The 15,677-nt window shown below is 39.0% G+C and carries 17 protein-coding genes and 3 pseudogenes; 1 reads left to right on the plus strand and 19 read right to left on the minus strand.

Annotated features, from left to right (window positions below; genetic code table 11):
- The 19 genes and pseudogenes from ACVRWY_RS08660 to ACVRWY_RS08750 form a co-directional block, all read right to left on the minus strand.
- Nucleotides 1-2,245, minus strand: a pseudogene (locus ACVRWY_RS08660) (VirB4-like conjugal transfer ATPase, CD1110 family); the annotation flags it as partial.
- Nucleotides 2,202-2,555, minus strand: coding sequence for a PrgI family protein (locus ACVRWY_RS08665; RefSeq protein ID WP_354369806.1), 354 nt, complete (start codon nucleotides 2,553-2,555; stop codon nucleotides 2,202-2,204). The gene ACVRWY_RS08665 and the pseudogene ACVRWY_RS08660, both read right to left, overlap by 44 nt.
- A 61-nt stretch (nucleotides 2,556-2,616) precedes the next feature.
- The gene (locus tag ACVRWY_RS08670; protein WP_354369807.1) at nucleotides 2,617-3,471 is read right to left on the minus strand and encodes a VirB6/TrbL-like conjugal transfer protein, CD1112 family; all 855 of its coding nucleotides are present in this window, start codon (nucleotides 3,469-3,471) and stop codon (nucleotides 2,617-2,619) included.
- Between the two features lie 18 nt (nucleotides 3,472-3,489).
- Entirely contained in the window at nucleotides 3,490-3,732 is a 243-nt protein-coding gene (locus ACVRWY_RS08675; protein ID WP_001072182.1) for a hypothetical protein, read from the minus strand.
- Nucleotides 3,733-3,749: 17 nt separating this feature from the next.
- Nucleotides 3,750-5,567 carry a VirD4-like conjugal transfer protein, CD1115 family gene (locus tag ACVRWY_RS08680; RefSeq protein ID WP_354369808.1) on the minus strand — a complete coding sequence of 606 codons (1,818 nt, stop codon included), beginning with the start codon at nucleotides 5,565-5,567 and terminating at the stop codon, nucleotides 3,750-3,752.
- Nucleotides 5,567-6,055: a hypothetical protein gene (locus ACVRWY_RS08685; RefSeq protein ID WP_002936460.1), complete on the minus strand. Its 489-nt coding sequence runs from the start codon at nucleotides 6,053-6,055 to the stop codon at nucleotides 5,567-5,569. The genes ACVRWY_RS08680 and ACVRWY_RS08685 overlap by 1 nt, the downstream gene beginning before the upstream one ends.
- A 77-nt stretch (nucleotides 6,056-6,132) precedes the next feature.
- Nucleotides 6,133-6,717: a CPBP family intramembrane glutamic endopeptidase gene (locus ACVRWY_RS08690; protein ID WP_354369809.1), complete on the minus strand. Its 585-nt coding sequence runs from the start codon at nucleotides 6,715-6,717 to the stop codon at nucleotides 6,133-6,135.
- 2 nt (nucleotides 6,718-6,719) lie between these two features.
- A complete protein-coding gene (locus ACVRWY_RS08695) occupies nucleotides 6,720-6,953 on the minus strand; it encodes a hypothetical protein (RefSeq protein WP_002935120.1) in 234 nt (77 codons plus the stop codon).
- Nucleotides 6,954-6,961: 8 nt separating this feature from the next.
- Nucleotides 6,962-7,345, minus strand: a complete 384-nt coding sequence (locus tag ACVRWY_RS08700) for a thioredoxin domain-containing protein (RefSeq protein WP_024390295.1) — start codon at nucleotides 7,343-7,345, stop codon at nucleotides 6,962-6,964.
- A gap of 10 nt (nucleotides 7,346-7,355) precedes the next feature.
- Complete coding sequence (locus tag ACVRWY_RS08705; RefSeq protein WP_002936474.1) at nucleotides 7,356-7,784, minus strand: hypothetical protein; 429 nt, start codon at nucleotides 7,782-7,784, stop codon at nucleotides 7,356-7,358.
- Nucleotides 7,768-9,123 carry a DNA (cytosine-5-)-methyltransferase gene (gene dcm / locus ACVRWY_RS08710; RefSeq protein ID WP_354369810.1) on the minus strand — a complete coding sequence of 452 codons (1,356 nt, stop codon included), beginning with the start codon at nucleotides 9,121-9,123 and terminating at the stop codon, nucleotides 7,768-7,770. The genes ACVRWY_RS08705 and dcm overlap by 17 nt, the downstream gene beginning before the upstream one ends.
- Nucleotides 9,124-9,271: 148 nt before the next feature.
- The gene (locus tag ACVRWY_RS08715) at nucleotides 9,272-10,090 is read right to left on the minus strand and encodes a replication initiator protein A (RefSeq protein WP_000822780.1); all 819 of its coding nucleotides are present in this window, start codon (nucleotides 10,088-10,090) and stop codon (nucleotides 9,272-9,274) included.
- Nucleotides 10,087-10,260 (minus strand): hypothetical protein, encoded by a 174-nt coding sequence (locus ACVRWY_RS08720; protein ID WP_000726045.1) that lies wholly within the window; start codon nucleotides 10,258-10,260, stop codon nucleotides 10,087-10,089. The genes ACVRWY_RS08715 and ACVRWY_RS08720 overlap by 4 nt, the downstream gene beginning before the upstream one ends.
- Before the next feature lie 328 nt (nucleotides 10,261-10,588).
- A complete protein-coding gene (locus ACVRWY_RS08725; protein WP_193433841.1) occupies nucleotides 10,589-10,777 on the minus strand; it encodes a hypothetical protein in 189 nt (62 codons plus the stop codon).
- A gap of 175 nt (nucleotides 10,778-10,952) precedes the next feature.
- On the minus strand, nucleotides 10,953-11,852 hold the full coding sequence (locus ACVRWY_RS08730; protein WP_354369811.1) for an AraC family transcriptional regulator: 900 nt from the start codon (nucleotides 11,850-11,852) through the stop codon (nucleotides 10,953-10,955).
- 325 nt (nucleotides 11,853-12,177) lie between these two features.
- Nucleotides 12,178-13,530 carry a recombinase family protein gene (locus ACVRWY_RS08735; protein ID WP_435533042.1) on the minus strand — a complete coding sequence of 451 codons (1,353 nt, stop codon included), beginning with the start codon at nucleotides 13,528-13,530 and terminating at the stop codon, nucleotides 12,178-12,180.
- Nucleotides 13,433-14,491, minus strand: a pseudogene (locus ACVRWY_RS08740) (recombinase family protein); the annotation flags it as partial. The gene ACVRWY_RS08735 and the pseudogene ACVRWY_RS08740, both read right to left, overlap by 98 nt.
- Before the next feature lie 71 nt (nucleotides 14,492-14,562).
- Nucleotides 14,563-15,237 (minus strand): hypothetical protein, encoded by a 675-nt coding sequence (locus tag ACVRWY_RS08745; RefSeq protein WP_354369812.1) that lies wholly within the window; start codon nucleotides 15,235-15,237, stop codon nucleotides 14,563-14,565.
- A 153-nt stretch (nucleotides 15,238-15,390) separates the two neighbouring features.
- Nucleotides 15,391-15,567: pseudogene (locus tag ACVRWY_RS08750) on the minus strand (hypothetical protein); the annotation flags it as partial.
- On the opposite strand from ACVRWY_RS08750, the gene ACVRWY_RS08755 reads away from it, so the two are divergent.
- On the plus strand, nucleotides 15,538-15,621 hold the full coding sequence (locus ACVRWY_RS08755; protein WP_013641314.1) for a 23S rRNA methyltransferase attenuation leader peptide: 84 nt from the start codon (nucleotides 15,538-15,540) through the stop codon (nucleotides 15,619-15,621). The pseudogene ACVRWY_RS08750 and the gene ACVRWY_RS08755 overlap by 30 nt on opposite strands.
- The last annotated feature ends 56 nt before the right edge of the window (nucleotides 15,622-15,677 follow it).

Below are 15,677 nucleotides of genomic sequence, written 5' to 3' on the forward strand. Positions count from 1 at the left end.
CTGCCCCTTTTTCAGGATTGACCAAGTATTTCTCCAGTTCCTTGGAAAGTCCAAGCATATGCACCAATTCTTCGCGATCGCTCTTAGCCTGTTTTAATAGAATCATAAACTCGCTATTGGCAATAATACGTCTGCCATTGGCATCCAAAAGAAGTGTCTCCACATTTTGAGTAATGCCAGTTGGTATCGCCCCATACTTACGGACACGACTCCAGAGTTTAAAGAAGAAATCAGAGGCATATTTGTCCAATAAAAGAAGCTGCATTTCATCAAAGTAAATCTAGGTCTTCTTCCCTAGTTTCTGGTTTTTCACCACACGATTCCAAATTTGGTCAAAGATAACCATAAGGGCAATTTGTTTTAATTCATCGCCTAATTTTTTGACATTGTAAATAAGGAAATGACTGTCTGTTTTTATATTGGTCCGATGTGAAAATATATCTAGCGACCCTTCTACATAGAGTTCCATATCCAGTGCCAAGTCCTTAGCTTCCTGTTCAGGTTGTTGAGATAAGACAAAGACCCACTCGACCAATGATGGTGTGTCAAAATGCTTATAGGTGAGTCGTGTCACACGGTCAATCAAGGACTTCTCACGACCATCCATTTTGCGGTCCAAGAGCTTTCCAATCCAGGACAAGAGAAATTCGGACTTGACCTTGACTGGATCCTCATCCATATTCTCATCGGATAGGTCTAAGACATTTAAGAAGGTAGTGGAATCTGGGGCAATATCAATACTCTCCCCACCAAAGGCTTGACCGATAATACTGTACTCGTTTTCTGGGTCAACAATAATAATTTCAGTTTCACTATCTGCTTCCTTGAGCTTAGTAGAGATGATTTCATGTTTTGTCGCCATTCCTTTACCAGCTCCAGAAGTTCCTAAAATCAAACCTGACGGAGTATTTAACTTGCCACGGTCAATACTGATAATATTACTTGAGATTTGATTGATACCATAAAATTTCCCACCCTTGTCCTGAATATCTACGGAAGTCCAAGGTGCATTTACGGCAATGTTTGAAGTCAATAGAGACCTAGAAATACCTTCAAGATAGTTCTTCCCAAATGGCAAGAGACTATTAAAGGCAGCTTCTTGCATATAGGTCAAATTATCAATAATCATATCATTAGACCCTGCAACTTGCTTGATAATATCAAGAGTTTGTTTGAGTTGGTCTTCAGTATCCGCCAGCACGCCAATTAGAAATACGGTGTCAAACAGTTTATCTCCTGTTTGGGTCATGGTTTGAAGAAGAGCCTCAGCTTCATCTATATTGTTTTCAAGAACATGCCCGACCTTCTCCAAATAGATTCCAGTCCGAGCCATCTTTTGTTGTTCCCCAATCTTTTGCGATTCCATCAAGGTCTTCTTGGTTCGTAGCTTGGTCATGGTTTCAGACTTGGTAGAGCCTTTAGCATGTAAGCTAATCATTACTTCCAAATCTGACTGCATCAAGTCTCTAATAAATTTATCCCCTAGCTCCATACCATAGTCACGAACATAAACAATCTGTAATAATCGATCGTCCAATTCAATATGATTCTTATGTTTAAAGGAAAGGTAGGTTGGGGCAATAAAGTGTTTGGTGGATTGACCTGAGAGGGTCAAGTCCTTGTAAGAGAACGGTGAATGATTTTCACCTCGTAACATATCCGCAAGGACATTCACTCGCTCCTCTCCACCAAGTAAACCAAGAGATACATCAATCTCTGAAAAGCCACTCATGAAATATTCCCCAATCTGTGACAGAGAACGAAAAGCTAGTTTTGGTGTTTGGTCGCTCTTGCCAAATGAAAGAAACTTGACGGCTGAAAAATTGTTCTCACCCGCCTCTAAGTTGGCATCCATCATGCGATTCAATTCGTCACGATAATCATCAAACCCATCTTCCTGTAAGGGATAGAGAATACTCTTACGGAATTTTTCCAAATTAACTTTTTGATTGAAAATAGTCAATTGGAAATTGGTCTTATCATCCAGTGAATTGATTAAATCGGAATATTTCTCCACGATAGCTCCCTTATCATCTAAGCCAACTGTTTGATAATTAACATCTCCTAAAAGATAGGTTTGTGAGAAATAGCTTGGACTGACCTGCATAAGGCCATTCTGAAAAAGCCCTTGATAGGCTAACGTATTTAAGGTAGAAGGTCTGATCTCCTGCTTCTGTGTTTTCGTCTTTTGCTTTTTGTCATTAGAAGAGGTCTTTGGTTTCATTGAGTGTTTTAATTTTTTCACATTGGTCTCCTTTTCTTCCAGTAAATGTGCAGTCTGGTACTGTTAGTTCATAATGAAAACGGTACTTGAGGTAGATTTCAAATGGTAAATCATTAGGGCGATAGACCCCAAATAACATGAGTGGAATGGTAAAGCTAAAAACAAAACCATAGACAAACCAATCCCCAAATTGCCAGTAAAATAGGTTCAAACCCAATACCAAAATGGTTATGGCGACGGCTGGAAATACAAAAATAACCTGTCTAGTTGTAAATCCCAGCCATGCCCTGTGTTGAACCTTTGAAATGTCTTTAAAGACACGTGTGTTCATAAATGTTCTCCAATCTAAGTAAGCTATAAAAAGAGGAGGCGGGCAATTTACTCCCATCCTCCTACATCCCCAAAATACTTCGGGCGGTCCGTTGACTGCCAACCAAGGCAATGATTAACAATATGGCCTGTACCAAGCCACCAAACATAATGGCGAGTGATTCCATCACTCCAGCTCCATTTGATACGGCAATCTTACCAGCCGACTCAAACAAAGGAACAAGAGATACAATTAGAAAAATCAAAATACCTTGAACGGCATAGACCATGATGTTTTTAAGATAGCCAATCCCAACACTTCTCCAGTCATCACTAAGGAAGGTCGGAATGGTAACAGGGGCAAAAGGTATCATCAGATAGAGTTGGATAAAGCGAATGGTAATCAAGATATTGACAACCATGATGCTGGCCATTCGTACCAACCAAATGAGAATCGCAAAAAAGCCAATAATCATTTTTCCTACAATTCCAGATCCCTTAATGCCTGAGATGGTATCATAATTAGCACCACCATTCGTGACAAGCCCTGCCACTTGTTCAATAACATAAGAGGCAAGGGCAATAATGGCTTCCACAATAACCGTCGTATTGGTAATCACGATCGCGACCATGATGTAGCTGACAATCATAGGTGCTATGGCTTCAAAGGTCATTGCACCACCTGAGTTTGCGATTTTCTTGGCCATTTTTGAAAATTCGAGTACGAGAACAACCGCAAGAATAGCTACTCCCAAGGGCTGCATAATCCCCTTGGTAATGGCTGTCATGTAAGACCACACCGTCGGATTAAAGTCCGCTAGTGACTTAACCAAGTTGGCGGTTGATTCTAAATCCACTTGAAACCCTTCAAAAAGGCTATCGCTAGATACTTTTTCAGAGGCTAGAAATACAAAAGGTGACGTAAAATTCATTATCATGTCATGTGCAGTCCTCCCCTAAATGGTAATCTGAGTCACAAAAGCACCAGCGGCTCCCACCATGACCCCACCAACAATTTCTAGAATGGCATTTCGGACACCTGGCCCACCATCTTTAATGTTGGTTGAAAGGTTGATAATGCCCATAACAACAAGAAAGGCTCCTACTGCAATTAAGCCTTTTTGTAATAGAGACATGGCTTGGGAGAACATGGAGCTAGCGTCCACTCCGTAAACAAAACCTGTTAGTTTTTGATTCATATAATTCCTCATTTCTATTAATGTAGTGTCGTTTCTGTGCTTAAATCCCTTATTTTATGGCCTGACAAATCTACCTCTTCCTCAGCGGTTAGGGGATTGATATGATAGTGCCACCAGCGTACATCGGTTTCCTTATCCGCAAGCCATTTCCAATATTTGTGTTTGAGCGGAAAATATTTCTTGGTTCGAAAAACAGGAACCCCTGCAATGCGTACAAGACACTCATCTCGTTTCATATTCCCTACTTCATCAGCCGTCATCAAGTCACGAGCAATTTTCTGGTGAGAGGTCGAACTTGAACCAGTCTGCCCAAAAGAGCGACTGCTACTTCTGACATCAATGGTTTGTTTACCTAATAGACCACTCATAAATTTGAAAGTTTCCTCGTCATTTCCACCCAAATAGAGGAGGCTGTCACAGTTCCCCAGTATAGTTTTCCAAGCCTCTTTTTCCTTATAAAGTCCTTGGAGTTGAGCAATATTTTGCAAGATTGGAACTATACTCATATTCCTAGAGCGAACTGTTGAGGTTTGTTCAGCGAAGTCTGGGATTTCTCCGACATTCGCAAACTCATCCAGATAGCTTCTAACATGAATAGGCAGTTGCCCTTTAAAGTCAACATCAGCCTGTCTGGTCAAAGTGGAGAAAACCGTAGAGAAAAATAAAGCAGATAGGAAACGAAAAGTCGTATCATTGTCTGGAATAACAAGATAGACCATGGTCTTTTGAGTGCCCCACGTTTTCAAATCCATAGTGTCTCTTTGCGTCAAATCAATCACCGATTGGATATTAAAGAGGGCAAACTTAGCGGTCGTCACAGCAATGACCGAATCCAAGGTCTTGTCCTTGTAGTTTTGAAAATCTGCCCAGTTTCTCATGGTAAAGTTTTCGTGACCGTATTTTTTAGCATAATCTTCAAACAAGACTTCAAGAACACTTTTGTCCTGATTGTCTCCCTTTGATAAGAGTTTGATAAGTTTCCCAATCTCAGAAAAGGCCGGATAACGGCCACGCTTACGTCTTGCTTCCTGCTCTTGCTTGGAACTTCCTGGAGGATTGTAAAAATCCACCAAATAAGAGGCAATAGCTCTCACCAATGTCATGGAAGCCTCGTCCCAAAATGGATCACTGCGAGAGCCAGACCCACGGGTATTGTTAAAATAGACCGTTAACATGCGGTTCAAATCATTCTCTGTTTCTACATAACGAAAGGGATTAAAACCGTCTGAATTGGTCATATTAACCAAGTCTAAAACCTTGACCTGATAACCGTTTTCTAAAAAGAGTTTACCTGTCTTCTCAGCCAAATGGTCTTTCGGATCTACGACAATATTGGAACAATTAAGTTGGATAAGGTTGGGTTTCACAAAGCGAAAGGTCTTACCTGCCCCAGAACCCCCAATGACAATCAAATTTTTATTTCGATCAAACTGGGGTTTCTTCTTTTCCAACAAGGTTAGACGAACATCACGAGCCAAAATCGTGTCATTGAAAGGATTCTTACTGTAAAAGTTCCGCTTTTCCTTACTGGTTCCAAATCGTGCAGAACCGTATTCTTCCCCTTCTCGATAGACTTTCTGTCCTGTCGATACATAAAGATAGACTAGTGTCATCGTTAGAACCCCAAGGATAAAGGCAAGAAGAGATTTTTGAGTAAAGGAAAATAGCCATAAAGGATTGAAAACCTGATTTAACCCCTCTCCTAAGAGGTAGGCAAATCGTTCCATAGGTGAGGCATTGGTTAAACTATCATAGAGTAGAGTTAGACGATGGCAGAAATAGCCAAAGGCGAGCCCCAAGAGTCCAAAGACAAATGCTTTTTGCCTGGAATACATTACAAGGTCACCTCCTTGGTTTTGACTGCCGAAGGTTCTGTCACTCTAATTTTCTCTTTGGCCAGCTCTATCTCTTGGTCCAAGGTTTTATCAAAGGTTAAACCTTCTAGCTTCTCTGGATTAGACATCAGTTTCTTCAACAATTCATCCAAGTGATGATCGAGCAAGGTCTTATCCTTGGCATAAAAGTAGAGATAGTCTTTTTGCCAACTAATTGCGATTGGCAGTTTTTCTGACTCCATCAGCTCCTTAAATTTCTCCACATCGATTGGCTTATCCAGTATGTCTTTACTAACATCTATCGCTTCAATTGCGTAAGGGCTTTGAAGGAGTTCTTCCAGTTTTTGAACCCCAATCTTATAAGCTGAATCTTGAGCTAAGGCTTGCCTAGCCGACCATTCTAAGAGCTTTAAGAGGGTTCTGACTGTCAATAAACTACTTCTTTCCACGTATTGCATCGCTTGACGTTCTTGTTGTTCAGATGACATGGTGACCTCCTCTTTTTTTCGATTCCCTATCAAACATAAGGTGTTTCCATAATACGGAAGCACTCTTGATTTTGGTATCACAAGAAAGTTACGACATAAGCCAAACTATTCCAAAGTAAATGTAAGGCCATTGCCGTCATACAATCAGTTTTCAATCGAACAGCAGCCAAGGTCAAGCCAAGACAGCTATACATGAGCCAACTCCCTAACTGATTAGGTCCATGGGATAGAACAAAGAGAAAACTGGTCACGCCTATTTGTACAAAAGGGAATGTCAATTTTTCCCAGAGCAACTGCCTATAAACTATCTCTTCAAGGACACTTGCATTGACCAGAAACAATAAAAAGATAACATGAGGAACCTGCTTTCCAACTTCTACCAATAACTCTTGATTCCTAGTCTGAACTGGAAATAGAAAACTGATGAAGACTGCAAAAGTCACCATACACATAAAACCGAGAAGCAACCATCTTAGGTGATTTTGCCAGGTCATATTTTTTTCTTGAACTGTTTTATGACGGGCAATCTCTAGGCAAGTCACACTTAATAGGACCAATTGTAGCAGGACTATCCCCTCTATTGTCAGATACTCTTTCAGGTATAAACTCACCAGAAGACCGTTAAGCTGTATGGCTAGATAAAACACCACTATCCTTATCATTGTCACCTCTTGAATAAATCTTCATAATCAATTTCTAAGACTAGAACGATTCGCTCAACCCATCTTGTCTGGGGCATCAGACGATTGGATTTGTAATGTCGCAGTTTTTGATAGAGGCGATTAAATTCACTTGGATAAACATATTGACCGTTGAATACTTTGCGAGCTAGTTCTGCCCAAGTGAGGTCTTTTTCTGCCAGAATGATTTCTAAATTGTCCCAAAATCGTTCATTCATCTTCACACCTACCCTGTCACTTGTTTCATCAGGCTGGCCAGAAACAGTTCTTCTTTTACCTGTCTGGGAAGAAAGGTTCGCACTTCGTCTAGCCCAATAGATGGATAGACGTGATTCTGACAGACAATGAGAGGCAGACGAAGGTTTTGGTCTGGCTTTTGGAGAATGAGCTGAATCATCTCATTCAAACTTATCGAATATTGACGTTTAAAGCGAAGAAATCGTGGCGACAGCAACTCAAAACAATCCGTGGTTTTGGCAAAGAGTGACAGTAAGATTTCACGGTTTACATCACACGCATTTATACAACGATAAGTCACACCATAGGTCGTCAAAATGGTTAGTAAGTCTTGATTTGTATTGATATTATTTCCTAGATATACCTCAAGCATAGACACCTCCTTATAGGGTTAGGCTATTTTCAACTGTTTGTTCAGGAGTTGAGAAATAGCGACTCATATCAATGGGCATCCGTCCTTCACCAAAGCACTTGACCGTCACTAAAGTCGTTAAAATGCCATCCTTTCCCCTAGCAGAATAATTTTCACCAAAGGCACGAAAGGCCAGGTGATTGTCTTTCGTCAAGAGAGTATCTACACCATTTTTAATATCCCTAGTTTCCATAAAATCCGAAATCCGATGAAGATTGGATTCGTAGAATAGGGGATCATTCATCTCTTTGTGGTAATCATCTTCAAAAGTCACCTCAAAGTCACAATCAAAATTGGGGAGTGATAGTATCTTTTCCACTAACTGATTTGTTTCAGCTTGGTGAATACGTTCTTCTAATTCAGTACAATCTAGGATACTTTTCTTATGTAGTAGGTTCATGTTTTTCTTCCTCTTCCGTTCTTCTAAATTCTCTGGCAATGGCTTCAATAACTGTGACAGTCACGCTATTGCCGGCCTGTTTGTATAGTTGACTCTTACTAGAAACACTCTCTGCTCTTTCATAAGCCCAGTCAGGAAAGCCTTGCAGTCTGAAACACTCTCTTGGTGTCAGTCGTCTTATTCTCAGCCGATAAAGTTTCCCCTCTAAGACAATGCCTGTGACTTCATACCACTTATCCTGTCGATATTCCAGAGCAGCAACTACCACTCCCATATTGTCTGAAGTCGTCAGAGTATTGGATATTCCCTTTCCCACTCGTCCCCTACGTTTGGTTGAGTCTGGATAAGCCAGATTGACAGAGTCTCCAAGAGTTGCCTTTGCGTACCCTTTTTTTGTGGCTTCCTTGATTTTCAGAAATGGCAGCTCCTCCCTCAGCAAAATCTTTGGCACCTTGTCTCCACCTTGCATGGTGGTCAAAGTCGGTGACAAGCCAGATATGTCAAATACTCTTCCAGTCTGGTCAAAGCTAGTCGGCAGATTTCCTACGACAACAACTCCGTGTCTGTCTTGACTTGTCAAAGTAAACATAGGGTCTTGATTGTCCTTAAGTCGACGACCATGTTGCCGTTTTTCTAGTCTATCTGGTGTTAAGACTGGAATGGCGATTTTAGCTCCCTCTCCTTTACCTCTTGTTAGTGTAGGAGCAAGTCCACTCGTCAGATAGACTTCACCATTCAAACCACGTTTAGAGGGATTGATATTTCCTAACCTTTCAAGATGAGCTGAGCTGTTTTCTCTTCTGAGAGGAAATATGAATCTGGAACGGTATCTTCTAGAATGTCCGATAATAAAGACCCGCTCTCTGTTTTGCGGGACTTGGAAGTCCTTACTGTTAAGCACCTGCCATTCGACATCATACCCCAATTCATCCATCGTGGAGAGGATTGTGGCGAACGTCCGTCCCTCGTCGTGATTGAGTAGGCCTTTGACGTTTTCCAAAAATAGAAAACGTGGTTGGATTTGTTTGGCCGCTCGAGCAATCTCAAAAAAGAGAGTCCCTCGAGTATCTTCAAATCCCAATCGTCTGCCTGCGAGTGAAAATGCTTGGCAAGGAAATCCCCCGCAGATGATGTCCACTTGCCCTCTAAATTGTCTAAAATCATGGTCTGTGACCTCTTTAATGTCATGGTATTCTATTTCTCCTTCTGTGTTAAACATGGCTTTATAAGATGTTCTGGCGAATTTATCAATTTCACAAAAGCCCAGGCATTTATGACCCTGTGATTCCATCCCTAGCCTAAAACCGCCTATCCCAGCAAATAAATCTAAAAATTTCATTTTTCCTCTCTTTCCAACTAAAAAAGAGCCTTACACATGTAAAACTCTTGCCTATATATGATCATCCATATCTGGTGCACGGATGATTTCAACAATCAAAATGATGATAGAAATCAGATAGATTCCACCTAGTATCCACCAAATCATCTTATTCACCTCCTTTTACTTCTTGTCGTCTCAGTTGCTTGGTCCACTCTGACAGCACACCATTAAATACGTATTCAGCTATTACTTCCGCTGACCGAGCAAATCGCATATGTTCCAAAGCATACTGATAACGGTCACTAAAATAAATCATGGCATAGTCACTAGCTGACTGAGATAGACCTGTCTGTCTTAACTGATCATGAACCAAACCCCAAATATAGTCTCGATCGTACTTGGTCACGCCATCAACTTTTGAAGTAAAGTTCTCTTCTTGTTTCTCATCTACCAGCTGCCTCTCCTCCTCGTCCTCAATAAGGAAATCACTCCCTTCAGTTTCACTATATTTAGTCTCACTTCCTTCAGTCTCACTAGGGGCTGAATTTAAGACCGGCCCCGTCTTTCTTTGAGACTCCCCTAGTGTTTTTTTAACACTAGCCCCGTCAGTATGTAAGACTGGGGTAGTTTCATGTTCTAATTCCCCCAAGTAAATTTTATTTGCCATTCGACCTTTTTCACTAGAGGACTGTTGGACTTCATCAATTAAGCCATAGTCACGTAAGGTTTTCTTGATAGAGAGTAATTTTGACTTTGAACAGCCTAAAAGTGCCATCAGATTTGAATTGGAATAAATCAAGTAAATAGCCCCATCCTCATCAATCCAGCCCTTACTCAAAGACAGCTCCAACCTATCTTTTAAAACCGCGTAGGCTACCTTAACCTCCAGCTTTATATCCTTATAACGTTCACTCTCAAACAAAATTTTAGGGAGTTTATAATAACGCTCTGATGTCTGATACTGATTAGCGGTAATTCGTTTCATGATTGTCCCTCCAAGACTAATATTCCAACATTTCCAAATTCATCAAATCGGATTAAACCTGGTTGTTCCATTTCATCAATTAGCTGTGTTGCTTTCACAATATCAACTCCTAAAATAGCCACAAGATGACACATCACGATTTGGCGTGATGATTGTTCCTTCTTTTTCATGAATTCCTCCTGAAAATAAAAAAACGAGAACACTTAGTAAAATGTTCTCGCTGAACTATTATTTTTTATGACGTATCTATTTTTTGTCTACGCAGTCGACATCCAAACAGACATTCACATCAATGTACTTTTTTTGAACCTTTTTTATGTCAAAATCACTCTTTTCAATAAAGACAAAATGCTTGAAAAAGTGCTTAAAATAAAGGATTTTTACCCGTTGCTTCGTTGTAGCAACACTACGCACTCCACGTGTGCTGATAGGTCTAACCTATATTATGAAACGAAATTAACTTGGATTAATTTTCGATAATACTATGGAACGATAATTCTAATCCATTAAATGGAAATCAATAACATAAAGTGGTACTTCAGATAGGCTATGAAATTGACTATCTACAGATTCATCATCAATTACTCCTGATTGGACCATAAAAGTTTGAAATTCCATCATGTAACTATCGAAATTATCAACCACTTTTTCCTCTGCAATTGCTACAAATTCAACCAGTGTCTGCAATATCTTATGACCTCCAAATTGTTCTACAATTTGATTCTACCACAAAAACGCAAAAAAGGCTGTAACCACAGTGGTTTCCCACTGTCGTCACAGCCTTTCTTTACTCTATAAATCTACCTCAGTTCCTTCCAGGAAGCGAACCGCGATTTCGCCTTTAAGTCCTATCGAGATATCGTTAAAAGGTATCAGATAGATTAACTGGTATTTTTTTAGCTTTAGTTATCGGAATCCAAAGCTCCATTTTATAATCTTTACTATCCATATCACCTTCATAATAATATTCAAAGTCAGGTTTTCCTGAATGAACATAACCATGCTCAGGGAAGAAAACTTCCAACGCATATTTCCATCCGTTATGAATACAATCCGGAACAGATCCTATTAATTCTACAACAGCATACTCCGCTTCTTCCACTTCCAAAACATCTAAGCCTATGCTTCTTGCTTTATCCACATCATTAACAATATAGCCTGCCATATAGCTAATTGTATTGGATTCTAAAACATCATGATTATCAAGGTTTAATATATCGTGGCAAACCCCAACAGATTCTCCTGTCCCTAATTTTGAGATTTCTTCATGGCTAACCTTAGAAAACAATTTCCCCCATATACCTGAACATAATGATGAATTGATGTTATTTTCATTGATCCCTGCAACTGTAAATGCTTTTTTCTTTTGAATTGTAATATTCATACTTCTTCCTCCTCTTACACTGAGTGATAATTGCACTCGTGATACTAATTTGAATGGTTTCCCGTTTCTTACCTCTGAAGGAGTAAATCCATGAAAATTCTTAAAAGCTGTTCCAAACGAATCCGATGACTCATATCCGAATTTGAAGGCAACATCAATAATCTTTTCGTCCGTATCTCTTAAAATAACGGCTGCTTCCGTCAATCTTCTGCTTCTTAAATATTCGGAGAGAGTTGTTTCGGTCAGAATAGAAAACAAGCGACTAAACATCGAGTACGAATATCCGGATAGCTGTGCTACTTTCTTTTCGTCAATTTCATCATCAAGAACTGTTTCAAGATAATCAATCGTATTGTTAAACGACTTGATAATATTCACTTCGATCCCCCTTTTCATTCGGTTTATTTTAGTATAGAGGAAGATTTCTTTTCCTACCCTACAATATCCGTACAAGTTTTATAGGTTTTATCTCTTAGAAACTTATAGTTTGCTAAGTTCGATAAACTTAGGTTTTTCATAGTCCTATTTCAGCGTAAATTTTCTCTATGAATGGTGCTTTATAAGCAATATAGCTCTCTATATCGTTTGGGTAAAATTTTGCCGATAACGATTTGATACTGTTCATTCATCATTTTACCACAAAAACGCAAAAAAGGCTGTAACCACAATGGTTTCCCCCTGTAGTTACAGCCTTTCGTTTGCTTTATAAATCTACCTCAGTTCCTTCAAGGAAACAAACGGTTATTTCACCATCAAGTCCTATCCTGATATGGTCTAGCACTCGGCACATATCTGAGGGGGTGAAGTCTATCTGCTCCTGCCTAAGCAGGTCACTCAATGCCATGCTGTAGTGCTTATCCAGTAGGCGATTCTCTGCTAAGATTTTCTCCCACTTGCCATCAAGCAAATCAATGTTCTCGCTTAGTAGCTCTAATGCCTTTAGAAAAATCTGCTCGAGTGTCGCCTCATCCAAATGGCTACTGTAACACCCTTCAACACCCTTTATGCGATAGCGGTTGTTACATTGCCAAACTTTACGTTTCCCTCGGCTGGTTGCCCAATTCTTCCGTCCAAAGGCTGACCCGCAGGCTCCGCAGAACACCTTGGTGGTAAATGGGTTGTCCTCACTCTGCATGATATATGATTTGAGCTGATGCTCATCTCGGTAGGTTTTGCGTCTTGCCATTTCCAGTTGAACAGTCTCCCAAGTCTCCTCATCAATAATGGCCTCATGGCTATTTTCTACATAGTATTGGTTAACCTGACCGTCATTTTGAACTCGTTTCTTAGTCAGAAAATCAACTGTAAAAGTCTTTTGCAATAAGGCATCACCCTTATACTTTTCATTTTGAAGCATTTTCTGTATTGCGCTTGGATACCAATTTGCCTTTCCTGTCCAACCAGGTATTTCATTGTCATTCAAATATTTAGCTATGGACTCAGGACTATACCCATCTAAGAATTTCTCGTAAATGAATTTAACTGTTTCTGCTTGCTGCGGGTTAATTATAAGCCTACCATTATCATCCTTGTCATAACCCATGAACTTAGTGGTATTCACGCGCACCTCGCCACGTTCAAACTTCTTACGAATTCCCCACGTCGCATTCTCTGAGATAGAGCGTGACTCATCCTGTGCTAAGGATGAAAGGATTGTAAGGAGAACTTCACCTTTGGAATCCAGGCTGTCTATATTCTCTTTCTCAAAAGTCACACCAACACCCAGTTCTTTCAGCTCTCGAACGTATTTGATACAATCAAGGGTGTTTCTGGCAAATCGACTAATTGACTTGACCAAAATCCTATCCACCTTACCCGCCCTACAATCTTGTATCAAGCGGTTAAAAGCATCACGTTTTTTTGTATTGGTTGCTGAGATGCCCTCATCCGCATAGATGTCAACTAACTCATAGTCCTCGTGTTTGGAGATGTACTCTCGGTAATAATTAACTTGGTTTTCATAACTTGATAGCTGTTCTTCTTGGTCGGTGGACACTCGACAATATGCGGCTACTTTGATTTTCTTCCTGTCCTGATGAAGAACGCTGGTCTGCACTTTCTTGGCCGGTATTACTGTAATACTTTTCCCCATCTCTATCCCTTTCTATTACTGTTACTGGCGAGGTTACTGTCCAATTTGAGATATCTACTTCTGGTACACGCATCCCCTTACAAGCTGCTTTTCCCTCTTTTATGTATTTGGAACAGCACCAAACAATTTTTTTCTTGTAAGAAACTTGTCTCTTTAGAGTCGAACCACAATGCTGACACTTTAATAACCCCGTAAATTTATAGGTTTTGTTTCTACCTTGTTGCCATCTTCTACTGTTTAGTTTGCCCTGAACTGCTTGCCAATCCTCCATGGAAATAATAGCTTCATGATTATCCTCTATAAAGTATTGTTCGAGTTCACCCTGATTCAATTTTTTAGGACCATTCACACCATCGTGAAAATACTTCTGCAATAAGACTGAACCATTGTATTTTTCATTGCTTAACATTTGACGAATTGTGGTGTCATGCCATTTAGCACCTGTAACCGTCGCAACTCCCTTTTCATTTAACAGTTTGGCAATACGATGAGTACCATACCCTTCAAGGTAAAGTGCAAATATTTGCCTGACTATCAAAGCTTCTTCTGGATTGATAATCAACTCACCATTCTCGTCTAAATCGTATCCTAAGAATCGCTTGGTGTTAATGACTAGCTCACCTCGTTGGAACTTCTTTTGAAATGCCCAACGTTGATTGCCACTCATACTCCTCAACTCGTCCTCAGCAATACTCGCTAATACTGAAAGCATCACTTCGCCTTCACTTGAAAGGGTATGAATGTTTTGTTCCTCAAAGAATATGTCTACTCCTATTGCCTTCAGTTCACGAGTAATTTCAAGAACTGTAACCGTGTTTCTGGCAAAGCGGGCAATCGACTTGGTATGAATAACATCAATCATACCTTTACGACAATTTTCAATCATGGCTTGAAAATTTGGACGATTATCCTTAGAACCAGATATTGGTACTATGTCAAGAAAAAGTACAAATTAAATTTGGATAAATAATTTTTTATAATTAACATGAGTATACTCTATTGACCTATAAAAGATATGACTGAATCTATTGAAACATTTTTATCAAATTTTCTTTCAACTTCTGATTGAACATATTCTATCAATCCTTGTTTTATTCCTATTAGTTTTTCTTTTTTAATTGATAAAATTTCTTTTCTTTCAGGGTTATTTTCTTTTGTTATACTATCTTCAACTTGTTTAATTTTTGAATCAAGATAACGGCTAGTTTGAAATGGTTTTTCTTTAAAAATCTTTTTACTTTCTTCTTTTTCTACTACTCTTTCATTGTAAATGACCTCTGCTAACTGGTCTTTATTCAATAACTGTTTTCTAAATATGGTTTCATTAACCATTGCTCTAACTTCGTGATTTGAAAATTTGTCAATATTCAAACTTGGATAAGATTTTTTGAAGAATCTTTCTGCTTGTTTGTCTATAATTTCATTTGCCTTTGTAAGCATATCTCGTTCACTACTAATTTTACTTAACATCAAACGTTGTTTTTGAATTTCCATTTTATTATTAAAGATAAGTGAATTTTCCCATCGTTTTAATTCACCTAATCGTTTATCAATGTTTTCATCATTAATAAATAATTTCAATTCTTTTGAAAGATTTTTCAGTTCTCCTTTTTCTAAGGGTGAGAAAGTTTTTTCAAATTTTAAAGTGAAGTTTTGGTCTTGTTTTAACACTTTCTCTTGACTTTCAAGTTTATCAAGTTCGGCTAGAATATCATTGTAACTTTGAATTTCTAAATTTTTTCTTTTTAACTCGCTTATAACTCCTTTGTCTTCTAATTTTTTTGAGTAAAAACCTTCATGAATTTTTGGTAGTTCTTTTTTTCCAAGTTCCGCATGCGATTTTTCTGTTATTTGTTGATCGATATTTCTATCTTTTAAATATTGATTGACTTTATCAGCCCAATTTTGTATAATAGGAATTGAAGTTAAATTAGATGCTAAAAATTTGTAATTAAGAAGGAGGGATTCGTCATGTTGGTATTCAAAATGCGTAATGTAGATAAAACATCTACTGTTTTGAAACAGACTAAAAACAGTGATTACGCAGATAAATAAATACGTTAGATTAATTCCTACCAGTGACTAATCTTATGACTTTTTAAACAGATAAC

The organism is Streptococcus porcorum, assembly GCF_053203725.1.